The sequence below is a fragment of the Tolumonas auensis DSM 9187 genome (assembly GCF_000023065.1).
In the GTDB taxonomy this organism is placed as follows: domain Bacteria; phylum Pseudomonadota; class Gammaproteobacteria; order Enterobacterales; family Aeromonadaceae; genus Tolumonas; species Tolumonas auensis.
The window spans coordinates 2,321,412-2,343,144 of the sequence record NC_012691.1; the positions used below are offsets into that span (position 1 = coordinate 2,321,412).

A 21,733-nucleotide genomic window follows, 5' to 3' on the forward strand; every position below is an offset into this window, starting at 1 on the left:
ATGAATGAACAAACCCTGTTAGTGAACGCTGAAAACATTCAGGTCGATTTCAGAACCGAAGGCGGTATTGCCCAGGCAGTACGCGATGTTTCCTTCAAAATCTACAAAGGTCAGACGGTGGCGCTGGTGGGTGAATCCGGTTCCGGTAAATCCATCTCCGCCCGAGTACTGATGAAATTACTGCCGAAGAGCGCGATTGTCGGCAAAGATACCCGCATCACCCTGCATGGCGAAGACATGAGCCAGTATGACGAGCAGGATATGCGCAAAATCCGCGGGAAAAAGATCGGCATGATCTTCCAGGAACCGATGACCTCGCTGAACCCGATCTACACCGTGGGAGATCAAATCGGCGAAATTATCCGTGAGCATAACCGCGCGATGTCCAAACAGGAAATCCGTGAGCAGGTGCTCTCTCTGTTGACTGAGATGCAGCTGCCGGATCCGGAAAAACGCATTGACCAGTATCCGCATCAGATGTCCGGCGGTCAGCGTCAGCGCGTGATGATAGCCATGGCGCTGGCAAACAAACCCGACCTGCTGATTGCGGATGAACCGACAACCGCACTGGATGTAACGGTACAGGCGGAAATCCTGAATCTGCTGAAACGGTTGCAGGAAAAATTCCACATGGGCGTGCTGCTGATCACCCACGACCTGACTATCGTGCGCAAATATGCCGACTGGGTGTATGTCATGCAGCACGGGAAAGTGGTGGAAAACAATGAAACTGAAAACCTGTTTACGACGCCGACCCACGCTTACACGCAGCATCTGCTGAACTCCGAACCGAAAGGCACCGCACCGGCCGTACCGGCTGAAAACCCGGTGATTCTGGAAGGAAAAAACGTACAGGTTTCTTTTGTCACAGAACCAGGTAACTGGTGGTTACGTCGCCCGGAAAAACGATTCAAGGCAGTAAAAGGATTGGATCTGACGCTACGCCGCGGTGAAACCCTCGGTATCGTCGGTGAATCCGGTTCCGGCAAAACCACGCTGGGTCACGCGATTCTGCGTCTGATTGAGTCGGAAGGTGAAATGATTTACGACGGTATCACGCTGCATGATCGTGACCGCAAAGCGATGCGCCCACTGCGTAAACGCATGCAGATTGTATTTCAGGACCCCTTCTCGTCGCTGAATCCGCGTATGACCGTGCGTCAGATCATTCAGGAAGGGATGATCATCAATAACATCGGTACGGATGATGCCGATCGTGAACAGCGTGCTATTCAGGCATTGCAGGAATCCGGTCTCGCGCCATTTGCACTGGATCGCTTCCCGCATGAATTCTCCGGTGGCCAGCGTCAGCGTATTGCGATTGCCAAAGCGATTGCGATGGAGCCGGAATTCATTCTGCTGGACGAACCAACCTCAGCGCTCGATCTGTCCGTTCAGAATCAGATCATCCAGCTGCTGCGTCAGTTACAGCAGAAACATAATCTTTCCTACCTGTTTATCAGCCATGACTTACGTGTGGTACGGGCTTTATGTCACCGGATTATGGTGATGCGACACGGAGATTTAGTCGAAATGGGTGATACCGTCACGGTGATGGATGATCCAAAAGAGGAATATACAAGACGACTGATCCGGGCAGCATTCGAGGTAGCTGCCTGATTACAGAAAAGAAATTGTATATACCGGAGGAAAGCATGTCGGATTATTTACCTAATGATGAACGCTATAGCCAGATGCATTATCGCCGTAGTGGCCAGAGCGGACTGAAACTACCCCGTATCAGTCTGGGTTTGTGGCATAACTTTGGCGATACCGCGGTTCAGGACAACGCGCGAAAATTAATCCGGCATGCGTTTGACTGCGGCATAACGCATTTCGATCTGGCCAATAACTACGGTCCGCCACCGGGTTCTGCCGAAGAGAACTTTGGCAAGATCCTGAAACAGGATTTCTGTTCCCTGCGTGATGAACTGGTGATTTCAACCAAAGCCGGTTATCCGATGTGGACCGGTCCATATGGTGATGGTGGCAGTAAAAAGTATCTGATCTCCAGTCTGGATCAAAGCCTGCAACGTATGGATCTGGATTACGTGGATATTTTCTATCACCACCGCCCCGATCCGAATACGCCGCTGGAAGAAACCATGGCTGCACTGGATCTGATTGTGCGTCAGGGTAAGGCACTGTATGTCGGACTTTCCAATTATCCGGCAGAGCTAACCAAACGGGCATCGCAGATCCTGAAAGCGCTCGGCACGCCCTGCATCATCCACCAGCCGAAATATTCCATGTTTGAACGCTGGGTAGAAAACGGCTTGCTGGATGTACTGGCCGAAGAACAGATCGGCGGTATCGCTTTCTCACCGCTGGCGGGTGGCTTACTGACCGATCGTTATCTGAATGGTATCCCCGACGATTCGCGGGCCGCGAAAGATGGTCGTTTCCTCAAACCGGCTGATATTACCGATACACGCCTGAAAGTGATTAGTGAACTGAACCATGTTGCCTATCTGCGGGGGCAAAAATTATCGCAGACGGCATTGCAGTGGGTTCTGCGCCAACCAGCAATCACCTCAGTATTGATTGGTGCCAGTAAAACCAGTCAGATTGATGACGCGATTGCTGCCCCTCATTTCTGTGAGTTAAGCGCGAAAGAACTGTCACGGATTGAAGAAATTCTGGCGGCAGGAAACGCGTAATAACTGCATTTTCCGGAGTTATAAAATGCAAGATCCGACGGAAATAAGCCCATTAAGCTGGCTACAGGCCGATGAAGTATTAAGTGTGGAGTTCCGTCAGCCCGGCGATATGCCGGGCTATCACTGGCATCGACAGGTGGAAGTGAACATTCCGTTTGGCGGCCCGGTCCGTTATCTTATCAATGACCAATTAATCCAACTCCCGGAAGGACATATCGGCTTGTTCTGGGGAGTGATCCCTCATCGCCTGATTGAGTGTGAAAACTGCACTCAGATGGGGGTCATCAACATTCCGCTGTCCCGTTTTCTGGGTCTGCCGGTTGATGATCTGCTACTGAATAAAGTCCTGCATGGCAGCGTCGTGATCTCAACCGCAAAAGATTTGTTTGGTTCACACGAACTGCGTCGCTGGCACAATGACAGTCTCTGTCATTCGCACGGTTTATATCAGCTGATGCAGGAAGAGATCACGCTGATGATCAAACGCGTGGCTGTCTCCGGCTGGGAAGAACTGCTGCACACCTCCCCCGGTAAACTGCACAGTCTGCAGATGAATGAACGTAAAATCCGCTACATCCAGCAGATGCTGAGCTTTATTGCCGAACATTATCATGAAGCGATCCGGGTTAACGAAGTAGCCGCAAAGGTGCAATTACACCCGAATTATGCGATGAATCTGTTTAAGCAAGTGATGGGTTATTCCATCAAAGATCACATCACCATGATGAAAGTGAACCATGCCCGCGCGTTACTGGCGGAAACCAATCGTTCAATACTGGATATTTCACTCACCACCGGCTTCAGTGCCATGAGCCGTTTCTACGAATCATTTCATAAACTGGTCGGCGTAACACCACACCAATATCGCCTGAATACCCGCAGCAATGCCGGTGCACTGCTACTACCCATAGAAAAAGAGACAGCATAATGCTGTCTCCTCTTCCCTGCCTGCCGGTCATTACAGACGTGCAAATTTAGGTAACCAGTCACCGTGCGCACGGCGCAAGTCATCGACCAGATCATGGATCTGATCTAAATCCAGTTCGGCACTGGTATGCGGATCCAGGTAAGCGGCATGATAAATATATTCCGGATTTTCCGTCATCAATGCTTCCACTGTCAGCTGCTGTACATTGACGTTGGTGCGCATTAACGCTGCCAGTTGTGGTTGTACGTTGCCGAATTTCACCGGTTGCACACCGTTGCGATCCACCAGACAAGCCACCTCGACCGCACAATCCTGCGGCAGATTATCGATCAACCCGTTGTTCAGCACGTTACCGTAAATGACGGATGGTTCACCGGTCGCCAGCGAGTTGATGATGGAGGCAGCATATTCACGACTCTGCTTGATTTCGATGTCATGCTGCGTTTCGATGCGCTGCAGCTCTGCCGCCCAATCCGCCATCTGTTTTTCACAGCGGCGCGGATATTCATCCAGCGGAATATTGAATTTCTCGATCAGATCGGGACGATCCCGTTTAATAAACCACGGTGAATATTCGGCAAAATGTTCGCTCGATTCCGTTACGAAATAACCGAATTTACGCAGAATTTCATACCGTACCCGGTTACCATCCGGCACTTTACCTTCCGCCGCCAGCGCTTTCAGACGCGGATAGAGATCTTCTGTTGAGCCATCCGGCAGACGCTGCGTAAATTGGTTATAAAACGCCATATGGTTGATACCGGCACAGGTGTAAACCAGATTCGCTGGCTCAACACCCAGATCATGCGCCAATTCTTCCGCCGTTCCCTGCACAGAATGGCACAGACCGACATACTGGATTTCCGGCACCATACGTTGTACCGCCAGACTTAAGATCGCCATCGGGTTAACGTAGTTCATCAGCAACGCATTGGGGCACAATTCCCGCATCTCACGGGCAACATCCACCAGTACCGGCACCGTACGTAAGCCACGCATGATACCGCCAATGCCTAATGTATCCGCGATGGTCTGACGTAAACCGTATTTTTTCGGAATATCAAAATCAACAACCGTACTGGGTTTATAACCGCCAACCTGAAACATGGTGATAACCACATTCGCGCCCTGTAATACTTCACGGCGATCCAGACTGGCGCTTACCGTAGCCGGAACCTTCAGCGCGGAAATGATCTGTCGGGCGACCAGTTGTGATTCCTGAAGGCGTTTGCTGTCGATATCCTGCAAAGCAATATGGGTGGATGTTAAGGCAGGTTGCTGCAGCAAATCGCGCACGATATTACGCATGAACACCGTGCTGCCGGCACCGATAATAGCGACTTTCATAGAGTGACTCCGTAACGAGAGGGGCTTGATGTGATGCTTAGTATCAAGCCCGACCGCCCCTCGGGTCACTCCACGTTACCGGCGACCTGTTCCCAAAAACTAAGTTAGTTCAAAAAAACCAAGTCAGTCCAAAAAACAAGTCAGTCCCGAAAATCAAGCCGCATCCGCAGCCCGTGTCTGTCCATGCCATAGTAATCAGCCAGCTTTGCTGAAGTTTGCAGACCTGATTGCTGATACAACGTCCGGGCGGCTGTATTCTCACAATCAACTGACAGATAGAGAGACTTCAGATGCCACTGTTGTGCTAACGACTGTGACAGATGCATCAGCCAGCGCCCCAGCCCTTTTTGACGGTGTAACCAATGCACGGCCAGAGAACGGATCTCCAGCCCCTGCCAGCCCCGATGAGGCAACAGGCAAAGATAGGCCACCAGTGTTTCCTGCTGAAATAACAGAATGGTGCTACATGAAGATTTTGCAATCAGATAACGCCAGCGCCGCCGGCCAAATGCCAGAAAAGGATTAAAACAATACCGTTCCATATGCAGTAATGCAGGAAGATCAGACAGCTCGGCGATTTTGCATTTTATACCGGGAAGATGAGGCGGGTTCTGAAAAAAATAAGCCAACGCATCCAGGTCGCGTTGGCATTTTTTACCGGACTGATTCATATCAGCAATGAATAATTACATAAAAACATTAACTATTTATTGGTGAAGGCAGTGGTTCGCCGGTGATTGGATGACGCGCTTCCAGAATATCGTTGCGTTCCATCAGTTTAGAAATCAGCTTGCTATCCGCCTGCTTCACTTTCTCTTCGGCCGGTGCAGCTGAAGCTGTTTCTACCGGTGCTTTTTTCTGTGCAGGCTTTTCAAGTTTCAACTCTGCAGATGCGGGTGTACCGTCCTGAATAATGCAGATACGCTCATGATATTCTTCATCGATACAATTGCTCAGTAAGCTTTCAGCATCAATATCGTTGGCAATAACGGTGATATTAGCATCCGGCATCTTTTCAATGTGACGACCTAACAACCAGGCCAGATACATTTCAACGTGATGGCCGCCGGTTCCCTTGGTAGTCAGTAATTCTACCGGTGAACCGCACTGGGTCTGGATCCGCAGCAACTCTTTTACAAACTCAACGGGCAGAGTCTTCTGGCTGGCGCTAACCACGATTTCAATTTTATTAAATTTAGTTAAATCCAGATCCAGGCATTTGTTTACTGCCTGTTCAATAACAATCAATATATTTTTCAGCATACCCGCTATCCTTTATTATTCATAACGTAACAGAAATCACCCTCTGCCAAGAGGTAGCCAGATTATAGGGCTTAGATCATTAGTTCAATGCTACATTCGGAACCTTTACAAGAAAATTGCAGTTCTTGTGATCTGTGCTCAACCTTGGTTTATTTTTTTGCTCAAAAAACACACAGGGCCCGCGATGGGCCCTGAAAAATCATATAGACTGTAATGTCTATTCGACATCGTAAGCCAGGTTTGGCGCCAGCCAGCGCTCAGCCTCAGCCAGAGTCATTCCCTTACGGGCCGCATAGTCTTCAACCTGGTCTTTTTGTATTCCGGCCACCGCAAAATATTTACACTGCGGATGACTGAAATAGAAACCAGATACAGCTGCTGCCGGTAACATGGCATAGGAATCGGTCAGCTTCATACCAATTGCCTGCTCCACGCCCAGTAACTGCCACAGCGTACCTTTTTCGGTGTGTTCCGGACAGGCAGGATAACCCGGTGCCGGGCGGATACCCTGATAATTCTCGCGGATCAGCTCTTCATTGGTCAGATTTTCATCCGCGGCATAGCCCCAGTATTCTTTACGCACCTGAGCATGCAGGTATTCAGCAAACGCCTCCGCCAGACGATCGCAGACCGCCTGAATCAGAATCGCATTATAGTCATCGCCGGCAGCTTTATACTGCTCTGCCAACTCGGCTTCACCAATCCCACCGGTTACCGCAAAACTACCAAAGTAATCAGCAACACCACTCTCTTTCGGTGCAATAAAATCGGCCAGACAGTAATTCGGGAACACTTCGCCATTACGGGCCTGCATCACTTTATTGGTCTGCTGACGCAGGAAATGGAACGTCTGCGCTACCTGACTGCGTGACTCGTCAGTGTAAATTTCAACATCATCACCCACCCGGTTTGCGGCAAACAGACCGATAATGCCACTGACTTTAACTTCACCGGACGTCTGTAAACGATCCAGCATCGCCAGGGCATCGTGATAGAGACGTTTCGCTTCTTCGCCCACCACTTCATCTTCCAAAATCCGTGGGAATTTACCCGCCAGCTCCCAGCTCAGGAAGAATTGCGTCCAGTCGATATAGTCGCGCAGTGTCGCAATAGCGACATCGTCAATGACCTTGACGCCCAATTGTTTGGGTTTCGGCGGCTGATAATTCTGCCAGTCGAGTTTCAGCGCATTAGCACGAGCTTCTTCCAGCGTGACCGGTGGTGTACGGGGTTGTTTACGGCTGTGCTGTTCACGCACCAGCACATATTCCTGGCGCAGACGCTCAACAAAAGTGGCTTTCTGTTCCTGACTGAGCAGATTCTGCACCACACCGACGGCACGGGACGCGTTGGAAACATAAACCACAGGCTCACTGTAGTTCTGTTCAATTTTCACGGCAGTATGCGCTTTGGATGTGGTCGCGCCACCGATCATCAGTGGGATCTTAAAGCCCTGACGCTCCATCTCTTTCGCGACATGGACCATTTCATCCAGTGACGGAGTAATCAAACCCGATAAACCGATAATGTCGGCATTCACTTCGCGCGCTGTTTGCAGGATCTTCTCGCAAGACACCATGACACCGAGATCGACAATCTCATAGTTATTACACTGCAGCACGACACCGACAATGTTCTTACCGATGTCATGCACATCGCCTTTTACCGTCGCCATGACAATCTTGCCGTTGGTTTGACCAGCACTCTTGCCTTGTTCAATGTAAGGCTGCAAATAAGCCACCGCGCGTTTCATCACACGTGCAGATTTTACGACCTGCGGCAGGAACATTTTTCCGGCACCGAACAGATCACCGACCACGTTCATGCCAGCCATCAGCGGCCCTTCAATTACTTCGATCGGACGGGCTGCCAGCTGACGCGCTTCTTCGGTGTCTTCATCAATAAAGTCAGTAATGCCTTTTACTAACGCATGTTCCAGTCGTTTACCGACCGGCCAGCTGCGCCATTCCTGCTCACGTGGGTCAATCGCCTGTTGTGCCGCGCCACCGCGATATTTTTCCGCAATGATCAGCAACTCTTCCGTAGCGCCCGGATGGGTGTTCAGCACCACCGCTTCCACTTTTTCTTTCAGCTCAGCCGGAATATCTTCATAAATTGCCAGCTGACCAGCGTTCACGATCCCCATGTCCATACCATTTTTGATGGTGTAATACAGGAACACGGAGTGGATGGCTTCACGAACCTGATCGTTACCACGGAAGGAGAACGAGACGTTGGAAACACCACCGGAAATCATGGCATGCGGTAAATTGGTTTTGATGTCTTTAACCGCTTCGATGAAATCAACCGCATAGTTGTTGTGTTCATCAATACCGGTTGCGACAGCGAAAATATTCGGGTCGAAAATAATATCTTCCGGCGGGAAGCCGACTTGTTCCGTCAGGATCTTGTATGCACGCTGACAGATCTCGAATTTACGCGCACGGGTATCCGCCTGTCCGACTTCGTCGAACGCCATCACGATCACCGCCGCACCGTAACGACGCAGCAATTTCGCCTGGGCGATAAACTTCTCTTCCCCTTCTTTCATGGAAATAGAGTTAACGATGCCTTTGCCCTGAATACATTTCAGACCCGCTTCGATAACTTCCCATTTCGAGGAATCGATCATGATTGGTACACGGGAAATATCCGGCTCAGATGCAATCAGATTAAGGAAGCGCACCATACACGCCTGTGCGTCCAGCATGCCCTCATCCATGTTGATATCGATGATCTGCGCGCCGCTGATTACCTGCTGACGAGCGATATCCAGCGCCTCGTCGTATTGCTCTTCTTTGATCAGACGTTTGAATTTGGCAGAACCGGTAACGTTAGTACGCTCCCCGACGTTCACGAACATGGAATTTTCATCAATGGTCAGTGGTTCCAGACCCGCAAGACGACAGGCGACCGGTAATTCCGGCAGCACGCGCGGTTTGATACCGTCCACCGCTTTGGCCATAGCCCGGATGTGCTCAGGCGTGGTACCACAGCAGCCACCCACCATGTTCAGGAAGCCGGACTCCGCCCATTCACGGATATGCTCCGCCATTTCATCGGCTTCCAGATCATAACCGCCAAAGGCATTCGGTAAGCCCGCATTCGGATGTACTGAAACATAGGTTTCACTGATGCGTGCCAGTTCCTGCACATACTGACGCAGCTCTTTCGGGCCCAACGCGCAGTTCAGACCAAATGACAGTGGTTCGGCATGACGCAGTGAGTTGTAGAAAGCTTCTGTTGTCTGACCAGACAAGGTACGACCGGAGGCATCAGTGATGGTTCCGGAGATCATCACCGGTAATTTGAAACCGAGCTTTTCAAAAATAGTATCAACAGCAAAGAAAGCGGCCTTGGCATTCAGCGTATCAAAGATGGTTTCAATCATGATGATATCAACGCCACCTTCGATCAGGGCTTCTGTCGATTCTTTATACGCTTCCACTAATGCATCAAAGGTAACATTACGCTTACCCGGATCGTTCACATCCGGTGAAATGGAGGCTGTACGGTTAGTCGGGCCTAATACGCCTGCGACAAATCGTGGTTTCTGCGGAGTTTTCGCATTCCACTCATCCGCAGCCTTACGCGCCAGACGTGCTGCTTCGCGGTTGATTTCCGCTGATAATTCTTCCATGTGGTAATCGGCCATCGCAATGCGCGTGGCATTAAAACTGTTGGTTTCCAGAATATCCGCACCAGCAGCCAGATAGGCATCATGAATCGCCGCGATAACGTCTGGCTTAGTCAGCACTAATAAATCGTTGTTGCCTTTGAGATCTGAAGGCCAATCGGCAAAACGCTCACCACGAAAATCTGCTTCCTGTAGCTGATAGCTTTGGATCATGGTGCCCATGCCACCATCAATGAGCAGAATACGTTCCTGTAATGACTGATGCAGTGCTGATGTATTTACCTTTACGACCACGGGCGGCTTCCTCAATATCGGTGATGCAGATGATTCTGAAACGAAACTGTCCGACATCCATGCCGGCGCAGTGTTGTGCTATTTTCTATTGTTACCAGATTTGTATTGTGACCAGACTAAATTTCCCAGTCCACGCCCCCGGCTTTCTGATCCAGAGTATCCAGATCATAAGGCGTAAGCTGGTAAACGTAGTAGTTCAGCCAGTTAGAGAATAACAGATGTCCGTGACTACGCCAGCTATGGTATGGCGGCCTGGCCGGATCATTGCCCGGATAATAATTTGCCGGCACATTCGGATTGATCCCGGCGGTCAGATCACGGTGATATTCATGATGCAGCGTTTCGGCGTCGTATTCAGGATGCCCGGTGACGAACACCTGACGACAGTCTTTCGTTGCAGCCAGATAAACACCCGCTTCTTCTGATTCAGCAAAAATCCGCAAATCGGTGTTAGCGCGGATGAAGTCGCCTTCAAAAGAGGCATACCGGGAATGCGGTGCCAGAAAAACATCATCAAAACCACGAACCAGCGGATCCTGCTGTTCCAGCTTGTGGTGATAATAGACGCCTGACAGTTTCTCACCACGGGTCTGTTTTTCCAGCCCGTATAACACTTTCAGAGCCGCTTGTGCCGCCCAGCAGAGAAACAGCGTCGAGGTGACATTTTTCTTCGACCACTCAATGATCTTAATCAGCGTGTCCCAATACACAACATCGTCGAACTGCACCAACCCCAGCGGAGCACCGGTGATGATCAGACCATCATATTTGTTATCTTTTATCTGATCAAAATCCTGATAAAAGGTTTCAACATGGATCCTCGGTGTGTTTTTTGATTCGCGATCATCAATACGCAATAAATCCACCAGCACTTGCAATGGCGAATTGGAGAGCATGCGCATCAGCTGAATTTCCGTCTCAATTTTTTTCGGCATCAGGTTCAGTAACAACACTTTTAATGGCCGGATATCCTGATGCGCAGCGCGGCTGTCTGTCATCACGAAGATATTCTCTTCGGTCAGCACACCTGCAGCAGGTAATTGGTCGGGAATTTTGATTGGCATGACTTGCTCCCACATCTATCAGTAAAAACGTCTGGACATCCGGAAATCTACACCATCCTGTGAGATCTGTCACCAAGATCCCCTTCTGATCGCCCTATCCAGAATTACGTTGGCCGAAATAACAACGATCATTGCTGCAAAATATTCTGTCTGAATCACATGATTAAAATGGGATCTGGCCTGATGATGAACCGGCGAGACCGCGCAATGCAGTGACGAAATTAATTTAGGAAATTGAATCAGAGCCGCAGGCGAGTATGATTATCTTCTCGTTTGCCGGAAATAATCTGCGGCAAACCCGCATTAGTTACTATTGGCTCCTCAATCGGGGCCAACAGTAACTGATTGTCAGCATGAAAATGCCTCATCAAACATATTGGTACCATAATGATCATTGAAATTATTACGACCGGTGATGAAGTCCTTACCGGTTTCACCGTTGATACCAATGCATCCTGGCTGAGTATGCAATTGCTGGAAAAAGGCTGGCAGGTGCGCCGTCGTCAGACCGTTGGCGATCGTATGGATGATTTAACTGATGTATTACACGAACGCAGTCTGATAGCCGATGTGATCATCTTTAATGGCGGCTTAGGCCCCACATCTGACGATAAAACCACAGATGCAGTAGCTCAGGTTACTGGTGTTCCGCAGGAACTGAACAGCGACTGGCTGGCCAATATGGAACAGAAATTTACCGCCCGCGGGCGTGTGATGCCGGTCAGCAACCGTAAGCAGGCAATGTTACCGCAGGGTGCAACCGTGCTGGATAACCCGATTGGCACCGCCTGTGGGTTTAAACTGCAAATCAACAAAGCCATCTGCTATTTCACACCGGGCGTTCCGAATGAATTCAAGCAAATGGTGCAGCAGCAGATCATCCCGGATCTGCAACAAAAATACCCTTCCGGCGCAGCCGTGGTTCGTCGCTACTTCACATTTGGTATTTCTGAATCTGCGCTGAGTGACCAGCTCGATCCATTAACCTGGCCTGAACATATCGAACTCGGCTATCGTTCTTCCATGCCGACGATTGAGATGAAGCTGATCAGCCAGCATGGTGATGCTGATTTTGCCACTGCGGAAAAACAACTGCTTTCGGTGATCACCCCGTATCTGGTAGCAACCGATACCTTGGATATGCCGGCAAAACTGGCAGAATTGCTGCCTGGTTCGCTGGAAATTCTGGAAGGCAGTACCTGTGGTGAGCTGTTAACTCAGCTGGCACCGGCTATTCCTCAGCTTTGCGCTGATTATCACCAGCATTTACCGGATAGCGCCGATGAATTGCTACAGCACATCCAGCATCATTCCCGTTTAACACTGGCGGTCGGCACAGCGAAAGATCAGCAGTATCCAATCGCATTGTGGAATGGTCTGCATGGCTGGGCACAGACGTTATATATCAGAACACTGGATGTTTCATTGCAACACCGCATTGTCGCGTTCGCCGCACAAGATATGTTGCGACGTTATCTGCTGGAACAGCCCGTGTTAGGTGAATATCAGACACTACAACGCACAGCCAGTGCGCACCGGCCTTAATTTTCACGGTAAACAGCAGCTCCGGCAGCAAAACCGGAGCTGTTAACCCTTTCAGACGCCAAGTAAATTGCGGAATTCATCACCGACCATGGTCGGCATGAATTCGGTAATTTCATAGTCTGCCAGTTTATGCAGATGGAATGGATCTGCAGCCAGAAGCGGCTCCAGTGTCTCCAGACTTTCTGAACGCGCCAGAATAATCCCGCCCGTTCTTGGAACTTTACGTCCGGAAGCGATGAAATGACCGGCATCATACTGTTCCTGCAGATATTTTTTATGTGCATCCATATGTGCTTCAATCTGTGCGATATCGACTTTATACGTCAGGGAAATAATGAACATATTGCACCTCCGCTCCGACAATCCGGGTTATTATCAATTTAACTCTGTATTCAGTATCAGCCAGTTATTTGCATGATGCCACCGCTATCCACAATCCGGTTATGTTTACGACCTGTAGAATTAAGGGATGTGAACGGGATCAGCACTATCGTGAATGACCCTCTTTTTGTGCAGGCCAGCGTCGGCTGCCAGATGCCGGTCTCTGATATGCAGTTACTTCGCTGGGTCATTTCACAGCAAAAACAGCATCAGAGCGGTAACGGTTGTTGTTACACAATACGGCGTGCAGCAGAAGAAAATCTGATAGGTCTGGTGAGTTTGCAGCGACAAGAGAACTATGCCGAAGAAAAATGTGACGATCTCAGTTACTGGTTACAACCCATGTATTGGCGACAGGGGTTAATGACGGAAGCGGTTACCGCCGTCATGCAACATTGGCTGGCGCTCTACCCGCAAAGCATTATTACGGCCAACAGCCACAGCAGTAATCTGGCATCACAGGCTTTATTACAACGGATTGGCATGAGATTAGCGGGAACGGATGAGACGAATAAGGAAGGCATCCGGCACTACACAAACAGCAGTGCCGGAAGAAGCTCAAATATTATTTCTTAGCTTCAGGTGCAGCTTCTGCTGGTTTCGCCTGATCTTTCACGATTTCCAGCAGTTCTACTTCAAACACCAGTACAGAGTTTGGCGGAATAGAACCAGCGCCCTGTTCACCGTAAGCCAGGTTAGCTGGCAGAGTGAATTTGAATTTAGAACCAACCGGCATCAACTGCACGCCTTCGGTCCAGCCCGGAATAACACGATCCAGCGGGAATTCAGCTGGTTCTTTACGGTCATAAGAGCTGTCGAATTTAGTACCGTTAGTCAGTGTGCCCAGATAATGAACGCGAACTTCATCGGTCGCTTTTGGTTTTTCACCAGTACCCATCGTCAATACTTCGTATTGCAGACCGGATTTGGTTACGGTAACGCCTTGTTTCTTGGCATTATCGTCCAGGTATTTTTTACCATTGTCTAAGCTTGCTTTGGCATCAGATTCTGCTTTCTTGGTAGCAGCTTCGTTGATCTTCTGATCATATGCTTTCAGTGCTTTTTCAATATCAGCATCGCTCATCTGGGCTTTTTTCGCCAGACCGTCTTTTACGCCGTCCAGAATCAATTCGTTATCCAGTTTTACACCCAAATCCTGCTGACGGGAGAGAGTAGAATTGATGTAACGTCCCATAGACAGACCAATCGCATAGGCTGATTGCTGTTCGAATGTTTTCAGCTCAACTTTGTCAGCAACAGGCGCTTTTACTTCTTCTTTCTGACAAGCTGCCAGAGATACTGTCACTGCAACCGCCAACAAAGACATCTTGATCATTTTTTTCATTATTTTCTCCACGAGAACAAATCCGGCTCTCTGTTTTTATTAACGAGAGGCTATCTAAGCAAGCGCTTTATACTACCGCCAGTTGTAATCTAACAACAGGCAAATAAAGGTAATTGTGAGAAAAATGATAAGGCATATAATGCGTCAGATGACAGATGAAGAGTGAAACAATGTTACAGCAGATAAATGAGCTTAATGAACGTATCGAGCAGCTGGAAAGCCGGCTGGCTTTTCAGGATGATACCATTGAAATATTGAACCAGGCACTGACCCTGCAACAGCAGGATCTGGACAAATTACGCCATCAGATGAGCTTGCTGATCAACCGGATGAAAGAGATGGTCGTCAGCCAGGTGGCCAGTCAGAGTGAAGAGACCCCGCCCCCGCACTATTAATAACGGGCAGATGAAATTCAGATATAAAAACGCCGGATTTAACACCCGGCGTTTTTTGTTTGCAGTCCTGGACGGCGTTTAACCAACCCAGGTATCACGCAATGCAACGGTCAGATTGAACACCGGTTTCTCTGCGGATGACAGTTTGCTGTCCGCACAGAAATAGCCTTCACGTTCGAACTGATATGCAAATTCCGGTTTGGCATCACGCAGTGATGGTTCCAGTTTCGCATGTGGCACAATGCGCAGTGACTGCGGATTGATCGTGCTCAGGAAATCCTCGGCTGCGCCCGGATTTGCCACACTGAACAGACGATCATACAGACGCACTTCCGCATCCAGCGCATGCGGAGCTGATACCCAGTGGATAACACCTTTCACTTTACGACCATCGGCCGGATTGGTGCCCAGCGTGTCACGGTCGCAGCTGCAATACAGGGTGGTGATATTGCCTTCCGCATCTTTTTCAACGCGTTCTGCTTTAATGATATAAGCGTGGCGCAGACGCACTTCTTTACCCATCACCAGACGTTTGTATTGCTTGTTGGCTTCTTCACGGAAATCAGCGCGATCAATATAAATCTCACGGCTGAATGGCACCAGACGTTCACCCGCTTCAGGAATATTCGGATGGTTCGGAATGTTCAGTTCTTCAACCAAATCTTCCGGATAATTTTCCAGCACAACACGCAGCGGATCCAATACTGCCATCGCACGTGGCGCACGCTCGTTCAGATCTTCACGAATGCAGGATTCCAGCGCACTCATTTCAACGGTGTTGTCCTGCTTGGTTACACCGATACGGTTGCAGAACTCACGCACAGCTTCCGGGGTATAACCTCGACGACGCAGACCGGAAACAGTCGGCATACGCGGATCATCCCACCCTTCAACAACACCTTCAGTCACCAGTTGATTCAGCTTACGCTTGGACATGATGGCATATTCAAGATTCAGACGGCTGAATTCATACTGACGTGGATGACAAGGAATAGAGATATTATCCAGAACCCAGTCATACAGACGGCGGTTATCCTGGAACTCCAGCGTACAAATAGAGTGCGTGATGCCTTCCAGTGCGTCCGAAATACAGTGGGTGAAGTCATACATCGGATAGATGCACCACTTGTTACCGGTCTGATGATGTTCGGCAAATTTGATACGGTAGATAACCGGATCGCGCATCACCATGAAAGACGATGCCATATCTATTTTGGCTCGCAGGCACGCTTCACCTTCTTTGAAGCCGCCATCTTTCATCTTTTCAAACAGCGCCAGGTTTTCTTCTACACTGCGATCACGGAACGGGCTGTTTTTACCGGCCTGAGTCAGCGTGCCACGGTATTCGCGGATCTGCTCGGCGGTCAGTTCTTCGACATAAGCCAGACCTTTATTGATCAGTTCAATTGCATAAGCGTGTAATTGATCGAAATAATCCGAGGAATAACGTACCGCACCATTCCACTCAAACCCCAGCCACTGCACGTCACGCTGAATAGATTCAACATATTCCACGTCCTCTTTTACCGGATTGGTATCGTCGAAACGCAGGTTACAGGTTCCCTGATAATCACGGGCAATACCGAAATTCAGGCAGATAGATTTGGCGTGGCCGATATGCAAATAACCGTTAGGCTCTGGTGGAAAACGAGTTGCTACAGAGCTGTGTTTGCCGCTGGCCAGATCTTCATCAATGATCTGACGGATAAAATTGGTTGGTCGATGCTCCGCTTGGGTCATCATTCACCTCGGATAGTGAGTATCTTTTTGTATACGTTAACCGAGTATCATCCATATTTATGACACTGCGCTCAATAGGTATTTACCAAATCAAAAGTTTGAATAGCGAAAGCAGCTTCAGATTGTCTAACTATTGTGCAAAAAGATGATTTGCCACACAAAACAAAGCCACTGCCGGCAGACCGGACAGTGGCGGATATGAACGGATTTACCTAACCGGCAATGGCTGCTTTCATCGCGCCGGCCACAATTTCAGCTTGTGGACCAAGCACCACCTGCAGGTTAGTGGCATTTAATTTCACCACGCCACTGGCTCCCAGCGCTTTTAATGCTTTCTCATTCACTTGTTTCATATCACGGACTGACAGACGCAGACGGGTGATACAGGCATCAATCTGGGTCAGGTTTTCTTCACCGCCCAATGCAACCAGATAGTTGTTGGCCAACGTCTGCATATCTTTAGATGCACCGGTAAAGGTTTGTACGTCATCACTGTCTGTTTCACGACCCGGTGTTTTCAGATCAAACCATTTGATGGCGGTATAGAACACGGTGAAGTAAATCGCACCGAATACCGGACCAATCACCAGCAGTAACGCCGGTTTTGTGGCCAGCCCCCAGTTGATGACGAAGTCGAACAACCCGGCTGAGAAACCAAAACCGTGCAGTACGCCCAGCGCATTGGTCACCACCAGCGAGACCCCGGTCAAGACTGCATGAGCAACATACAGCGCCGGTGCCAGGAACATGAACATGAATTCCAGTGGTTCGGTAACACCGGTCAGGAATGCGGTCAGCGCAACAGAGAGCAGCAAACCACCCACCTGGGCACGACGATCTTTCGGTGCCGCCAGATACATGGCAAATGCCGCAGCAGGCAGACCAAACATCATGATTGGGAAGAAACCAGTCATGAAGACGCCCGCAGTATGATCGCCGGCAAAGAAACGGTTCAGGTCACCGCGCGCCGCCTGAGCAGCAATTTCTTTAATGATGCCACCATCAACACCCGGCACCGCGCCGCCAACAGTCAGGGTTTCAACAACATCCGGTGCCAGACAGACGTTCTGTATTACGGAACCCAGTTCATAGGTCACTTTGGTACATTCACCAAGGCCGAACCAGAAAATCGAGTTCATGACATGGTGTAAGCCGACCGGGATTAAGCCGCGGTTCAGCAAACCATAGGCAAACTCACCAATCGCGCCGGAATTCGCCACTGCATGACCGAAGGTATCAATACCATGCTGAATGGCCGGCCATACAACCCCGCTGATACCGGCCAGTATCAGACAGATCAGACCGGTCATGATCGGCACCAGTCGTTTACCGCCGAAAAACGCCAGATATGCCGGCAAACTGGTCGCGTGGAAACGGTTATAAACATGACCAGCAACAATACCCGCCACAATACCGCCAAAGAACGACATGTTGATCTCGGGATTGATGGTTTTCGCCGCTTCGGTCAGCACCAGATACCCTGCCGCACCGGCCAGGCCGGCAGCACCGGCATCATCTTTTGATAAACCAATGGCAATACCGATACCGAACAGTAACGGCAATTGTCCGAAGATGGCTCCCCCGGCCTGAGCCATAAAGGGTATGTTCAGCATATCTGCCTGCCCCAGTCGCAGCAGAATTGCCGCTACCGGCAGTATCGCAATCGGCAGCATGATGGCTTTGCCGAGTTTTTGCGTATAACCCAGTATATTCATGTGTTCCTCTCCATAAGTGCATTTGTGCAGCCCCACAATTATCTTAGTTTAAGATACAAACTAAGTTCTGTGATTCGCGCCACACAAAGCTCATTTTCGTAAAAATATCGCGCTTCGCAATTGCAATAATCGGGATGTTTATTCACAATTAAAAATAAGTAGTAAGACCTCATGGAGAAACACAAAAATGCGTATGCTGCCGTTAAAAGATAAAGCTCAGGTTGGTTTATGGTCTGCCCGTTATATTGCTGACCGCATCAATCAGTTCGCACCAACTGCGGAACGTCCATTCGTGCTGGGTTTGCCAACCGGTGGCACCCCTCTGACGACCTATGAACAACTGATCAAACTGTACCAGCAGGGTGAAGTCAGCTTCGCCAATGTGGTCACGTTCAATATGGATGAATATGTTGGTTTAAGCGCGGACCATCCGCAGAGTTATCATCGTTTTATGTTTGATAACTTCTTTAATCACATCGATATTCCCAGAGAAAACATCAATATTCTGGATGGTACCGCCTCAGATCTGCTGGCAGAATGTGCGGCCTATGAAGCCAAGATCACCACTTTGGGTGGTATTAAGCTGTTTTTCGGCGGTGTTGGCAGCGATGGTCATATCGCTTTTAACGAACCGGCGTCTTCACTCCGCTCCCGTACCCGGATTAAAACCCTGACACAGGAAACGCTGATCGATAATGCTCGCTTCTTTAATAACGACATAAATCAGGTGCCAAAACTCGCCCTGACGGTTGGTGTGGGTACACTGATGGATGCGGAAGAGATCCTGATCCTCGCCACCGGACACAACAAGGCTCTGGCAGTACAAGCGGCCATAGAAGGCAGCGTGAACCATTTGTGGACAGTTTCTGCACTGCAACTGCATCCGCGTGGTCTGATTGTCTGCGATGAAGCCGCAACGATGGAATTGAAAGTAAAAACGCTGCGTTATTTCCAGCAGCTGGAAGCCCCGGAATTAGCAAAATATTAAGGAGAAAAACATGTACGCGCTTTGTAACAGTGTACTCCTGACTGGTTATCAACGGCTGACGGATACAGCCGTTGTGGTTGCCGAGGGAAAAGTGGTCGCGCTGTTACCACAGGCAGTGCTTCCGGCTGATCTGCCGCAACAAGATATGCAGGGTCACCTGCTCTGCCCCGGTTTTATCGATCTGCAACTGAATGGCTGTGGCGGGGTGATGTTTAATGACACGCCGGATGTGGCCACGCTGGCACACATGCAGCGTACCAATCTGCGCTCCGGCACCACCAGCTTTCTGCCTACTTTGATCAGTGACAGCGATGAAGTCATTCAGCAAGCTATCACCGCCACCAGACAGTTTATGCAGCAACACCAGCATCAGGTGCTGGGCATGCATCTGGAAGGGCCGTATACCAACCCGAAACGCCGCGGGATTCATCCGGAAGAACAGCTGCGTCAGCCTTCCGACGAGATGATTGCTTATCTGTGTCAGCAGGCACCTTGGCTGAAAAAACTCACGTTGGCGCCGGAGCTTAATCAGCCGCGGCATATCCGTCAGCTGGCTGATGCCGGCGTGACGGTCAGCATAGGTCATTCCGCTGCAACCTATGAACAGGCGATGGCGGGATTTGATGCTGGCATACGCTTTGCTACCCATTTATATAATGCCATGACAGCCACTGAAAATGGCCGGACACCGGGCATTGTTGGTGCAATTTATGACCGTGATAATATTTATACCGGTGTGGTCGCGGATGGCTTCCATGTGCACTGGGCCAACGTCCGGCTGGCGAAAAAAGTCATGGGCGAACGTTTGTGTCTGGTGACAGACGCTACAGCGGCAGCCATGCCACCGGAAGGCTTCGAAAAGTTTGATTTTTGTGGCGCAGAAGTCTTTTTACGCAACGGTCGCTGTGAAGATAGTAACGGAACACTTGGTGGTTCGGCCCTGACCATGGTAGAAGGTGTGCAGTTATTAGTGGAACAGGCGGGTTTGCCACTGGATGAAGCGGTGCGCATGGCAACACTTTATCCTGCCCGGGCTATCGGCGAGGCAGATAAACTAGGTGCGATTCAGCCGGGATACGTCGCCAACCTGACGTTGTTCACTAAAGAATTCAAGATCATGAACACCATGGTAAACGGACACTGGACAAAGGATGTCGAATGAGTTCACACGGAGAACGGGTTGCCAATCATGAACTGCTAAAGCAGGTCAATGCAGCATTAGTGTATCGCTTAATTGATACACAAGGCCCGATCTCGCGTGTGGATATTGCTCAGATCAGTGCGCTGGCTCCGGCCAGCGTCACTAATATCACCCGCCAGTTGCTGGAACACGGACTGATCAAGGAAGTCGCACAGCAAGCTTCAACCGGTGGCCGCCCTGCTATTTCCCTGACCACCGAGCAGGCCGCTTTTCTGTTTATCTCCTGCCGTCTGGGCCGGGAAGAACTGCACTGCAGCGTTATGGATCTGTCCGGTGCGATTCATCAGCATACCGTCAGTACCCTGTTACAGCATGATGCGGAAGGAATTGTGGCCGCACTGCAGCAAGCCATTCAGCAACAGTTGCAGATAGCCCGAAACAAACAAAAATTTATTGCGGTAGCCATTACCATGGCCGGATTGGTTGATCCGCAGACCGGTACTGTACTTTATTCGCCGAATCATCAGATCGCCAATCTGGAACTGGCGCAACGGCTGCAATCCATAACCGATCTGCCGATCTATATTGGTAACGATACCCGGGCGCTGGCGCTGGCAGAATACTATCTGGGTGCAGCCCAAGGCTGTCAGGATTTCATTCTGGTCAGTATTCATCATGGTGCAGGTGCCGGCATTATCAGCAACGGACAGCTGTTACTCGGCAGGAACCGTAACGTAGGTGAAATCGGCCACATCCAGATTGATCCGTTCGGCGAACACTGCCACTGCGGCAATTTTGGTTGCCTGGAAACGATGGTTTCCAATAAGGCGATCATTGCCCAGACCAGAGCCATGCTGGCTAAAGGCCATACCAGTTCGCTGCAAAACGAAAATCTGACTATTGAACAAATTTGTCAGGCTGCAATCCGGCATGATCCGGTCGCCGTACAAATAATACGTCAGGCCGGGGAAAATCTGGGTCGTGTACTGGCAATACTGGTCAATCTGTTTAATCCGGAAAAGATCCTGCTGGCCGGCGAAATCGTACAAAGTGCTACGGTGTTGTTTCCTGCATTACTGCAGCAAATTCAACGCCAGTCGCTGCCCAATTTTCATCATGAGCTACATTTAGACCAAGCTCATTTTCAGGGGCAAGGCACGATGGGTGGCTATGCATTAGTGAAGCGGGCTCTGCACGAAAGCGACCTGTTACAGCGGATCATGCAACCCTGAATGAATTACCTATAGCTATCAAACAGTACAAGAAAAATACACTTAGACGTAACATTTA

At 49.8% G+C, this 21,733-nt stretch carries 18 protein-coding genes; 9 read left to right on the top strand and 9 right to left on the bottom strand.

The window, feature by feature from the left end:
* The 3 genes from TOLA_RS10780 to melR are packed head-to-tail and all read left to right on the top strand — an operon-like array spanning position 1 to position 3,588.
* Positions 1–1,620, top strand: a complete 1,620-nt coding sequence (locus TOLA_RS10780) for an ABC transporter ATP-binding protein (RefSeq protein WP_015879188.1) — start codon at positions 1–3, stop codon at positions 1,618–1,620.
* Positions 1,621–1,655: 35 nt separating this feature from the next.
* Positions 1,656–2,660, top strand: a complete 1,005-nt coding sequence (locus TOLA_RS10785; RefSeq protein ID WP_015879189.1) for an aldo/keto reductase — start codon at positions 1,656–1,658, stop codon at positions 2,658–2,660.
* 25 nt (positions 2,661–2,685) lie between these two features.
* The gene (gene melR / locus TOLA_RS10790; protein ID WP_015879190.1) at positions 2,686–3,588 is read left to right on the top strand and encodes a transcriptional regulator MelR; all 903 of its coding nucleotides are present in this window, start codon (positions 2,686–2,688) and stop codon (positions 3,586–3,588) included.
* 30 nt (positions 3,589–3,618) lie between these two features.
* Here the strand turns inward: melR and melA are convergent, their stop codons facing one another.
* The 5 genes from melA to metA all read right to left on the bottom strand — a co-directional run bounded on the left by melA (position 3,619) and on the right by metA (position 11,193).
* Entirely contained in the window at positions 3,619–4,935 is a 1,317-nt protein-coding gene (melA, locus tag TOLA_RS10795) for an alpha-glucosidase/alpha-galactosidase (protein ID WP_015879191.1), read from the bottom strand.
* A 140-nt stretch (positions 4,936–5,075) separates the two neighbouring features.
* On the bottom strand, positions 5,076–5,564 hold the full coding sequence (locus tag TOLA_RS10800; protein WP_171804913.1) for a GNAT family N-acetyltransferase: 489 nt from the start codon (positions 5,562–5,564) through the stop codon (positions 5,076–5,078).
* Between the two features lie 70 nt (positions 5,565–5,634).
* Positions 5,635–6,198, bottom strand: a complete 564-nt coding sequence (locus TOLA_RS10805; RefSeq protein ID WP_015879193.1) for a hypothetical protein — start codon at positions 6,196–6,198, stop codon at positions 5,635–5,637.
* A 217-nt stretch (positions 6,199–6,415) separates the two neighbouring features.
* Positions 6,416–10,129, bottom strand: a complete 3,714-nt coding sequence (metH, locus tag TOLA_RS10810; RefSeq protein WP_015879194.1) for a methionine synthase — start codon at positions 10,127–10,129, stop codon at positions 6,416–6,418.
* Positions 10,130–10,245: 116 nt separating this feature from the next.
* A complete protein-coding gene (gene metA, locus TOLA_RS10815) occupies positions 10,246–11,193 on the bottom strand; it encodes a homoserine O-acetyltransferase MetA (RefSeq protein WP_015879195.1) in 948 nt (315 codons plus the stop codon).
* Positions 11,194–11,580: 387 nt separating this feature from the next.
* Between metA and TOLA_RS10820 the strand changes: the two genes are divergently transcribed.
* Positions 11,581–12,738 carry a CinA family nicotinamide mononucleotide deamidase-related protein gene (locus TOLA_RS10820; protein ID WP_015879196.1) on the top strand — a complete coding sequence of 386 codons (1,158 nt, stop codon included), beginning with the start codon at positions 11,581–11,583 and terminating at the stop codon, positions 12,736–12,738.
* Between the two features lie 51 nt (positions 12,739–12,789).
* Here the strand turns inward: TOLA_RS10820 and TOLA_RS10825 are convergent, their stop codons facing one another.
* Entirely contained in the window at positions 12,790–13,080 is a 291-nt protein-coding gene (locus tag TOLA_RS10825; RefSeq protein WP_015879197.1) for a YciI family protein, read from the bottom strand.
* A 75-nt stretch (positions 13,081–13,155) separates the two neighbouring features.
* On the opposite strand from TOLA_RS10825, the gene TOLA_RS16380 reads away from it, so the two are divergent.
* A complete protein-coding gene (locus tag TOLA_RS16380) occupies positions 13,156–13,695 on the top strand; it encodes a GNAT family N-acetyltransferase (protein WP_281054828.1) in 540 nt (179 codons plus the stop codon).
* On the opposite strand, the gene fkpA is transcribed toward TOLA_RS16380, so the two are convergent.
* Complete coding sequence (fkpA, locus tag TOLA_RS10835; protein WP_015879199.1) at positions 13,685–14,464, bottom strand: FKBP-type peptidyl-prolyl cis-trans isomerase; 780 nt, start codon at positions 14,462–14,464, stop codon at positions 13,685–13,687. The two genes, TOLA_RS16380 and fkpA, sit on opposite strands and share 11 nt — an antisense overlap.
* 170 nt (positions 14,465–14,634) lie before the next feature.
* Here fkpA and TOLA_RS10840 point away from each other — a divergent pair, with 170 nt between their 5' ends.
* Complete coding sequence (locus tag TOLA_RS10840; RefSeq protein WP_015879200.1) at positions 14,635–14,859, top strand: SlyX family protein; 225 nt, start codon at positions 14,635–14,637, stop codon at positions 14,857–14,859.
* A 78-nt stretch (positions 14,860–14,937) separates the two neighbouring features.
* On the opposite strand, the gene glnS is transcribed toward TOLA_RS10840, so the two are convergent.
* Positions 14,938–16,599, bottom strand: coding sequence for a glutamine--tRNA ligase (glnS, locus tag TOLA_RS10845; RefSeq protein ID WP_015879201.1), 1,662 nt, complete (start codon positions 16,597–16,599; stop codon positions 14,938–14,940).
* A 212-nt stretch (positions 16,600–16,811) separates the two neighbouring features.
* A complete protein-coding gene (gene nagE / locus TOLA_RS10850) occupies positions 16,812–18,314 on the bottom strand; it encodes an N-acetylglucosamine-specific PTS transporter subunit IIBC (RefSeq protein ID WP_015879202.1) in 1,503 nt (500 codons plus the stop codon).
* A 187-nt stretch (positions 18,315–18,501) separates the two neighbouring features.
* Between nagE and nagB the strand changes: the two genes are divergently transcribed.
* Genes nagB through TOLA_RS10865 form a run of 3 tightly spaced genes read left to right on the top strand, consistent with a single transcriptional unit; the run spans position 18,502 to position 21,675 of the window.
* Positions 18,502–19,302, top strand: coding sequence for a glucosamine-6-phosphate deaminase (nagB, locus tag TOLA_RS10855; RefSeq protein ID WP_015879203.1), 801 nt, complete (start codon positions 18,502–18,504; stop codon positions 19,300–19,302).
* 10 nt (positions 19,303–19,312) lie between these two features.
* Complete coding sequence (nagA, locus tag TOLA_RS10860; RefSeq protein WP_015879204.1) at positions 19,313–20,464, top strand: N-acetylglucosamine-6-phosphate deacetylase; 1,152 nt, start codon at positions 19,313–19,315, stop codon at positions 20,462–20,464.
* Positions 20,461–21,675, top strand: coding sequence for an ROK family protein (locus TOLA_RS10865; RefSeq protein WP_015879205.1), 1,215 nt, complete (start codon positions 20,461–20,463; stop codon positions 21,673–21,675). Before nagA ends, TOLA_RS10865 begins: the two co-directional genes overlap by 4 nt.
* Positions 21,676–21,733: the final 58 nt, after the last annotated feature.

Bases quoted from the DNA above. Each gene is read 5' to 3' on its own strand.
- TOLA_RS10780 (WP_015879188.1), top strand. From the start codon at position 1: ATGAATGAACAAACCCTGTTAGTGAACGCTGAAAACATTCAGGTCGAT.
- TOLA_RS10785 (WP_015879189.1), top strand. From the start codon at position 1,656: ATGTCGGATTATTTACCTAATGATGAACGCTATAGCCAGATGCATTAT.
- melR (WP_015879190.1), top strand. From the start codon at position 2,686: ATGCAAGATCCGACGGAAATAAGCCCATTAAGCTGGCTACAGGCCGAT.
- melA (WP_015879191.1), bottom strand. From the start codon at position 4,935: ATGAAAGTCGCTATTATCGGTGCCGGCAGCACGGTGTTCATGCGTAAT.
- TOLA_RS10805 (WP_015879193.1), bottom strand. From the start codon at position 6,198: ATGCTGAAAAATATATTGATTGTTATTGAACAGGCAGTAAACAAATGC.
- metA (WP_015879195.1), bottom strand. From the start codon at position 11,193: ATGCCAATCAAAATTCCCGACCAATTACCTGCTGCAGGTGTGCTGACC.
- TOLA_RS10820 (WP_015879196.1), top strand. From the start codon at position 11,581: ATGATCATTGAAATTATTACGACCGGTGATGAAGTCCTTACCGGTTTC.
- TOLA_RS10825 (WP_015879197.1), bottom strand. From the start codon at position 13,080: ATGTTCATTATTTCCCTGACGTATAAAGTCGATATCGCACAGATTGAA.
- TOLA_RS16380 (WP_281054828.1), top strand. From the start codon at position 13,156: ATGCCACCGCTATCCACAATCCGGTTATGTTTACGACCTGTAGAATTA.
- fkpA (WP_015879199.1), bottom strand. From the start codon at position 14,464: ATGAAAAAAATGATCAAGATGTCTTTGTTGGCGGTTGCAGTGACAGTA.
- TOLA_RS10840 (WP_015879200.1), top strand. From the start codon at position 14,635: ATGTTACAGCAGATAAATGAGCTTAATGAACGTATCGAGCAGCTGGAA.
- glnS (WP_015879201.1), bottom strand. From the start codon at position 16,599: ATGACCCAAGCGGAGCATCGACCAACCAATTTTATCCGTCAGATCATT.
- nagE (WP_015879202.1), bottom strand. From the start codon at position 18,314: ATGAATATACTGGGTTATACGCAAAAACTCGGCAAAGCCATCATGCTG.
- nagB (WP_015879203.1), top strand. From the start codon at position 18,502: ATGCGTATGCTGCCGTTAAAAGATAAAGCTCAGGTTGGTTTATGGTCT.
- nagA (WP_015879204.1), top strand. From the start codon at position 19,313: ATGTACGCGCTTTGTAACAGTGTACTCCTGACTGGTTATCAACGGCTG.
- TOLA_RS10865 (WP_015879205.1), top strand. From the start codon at position 20,461: ATGAGTTCACACGGAGAACGGGTTGCCAATCATGAACTGCTAAAGCAG.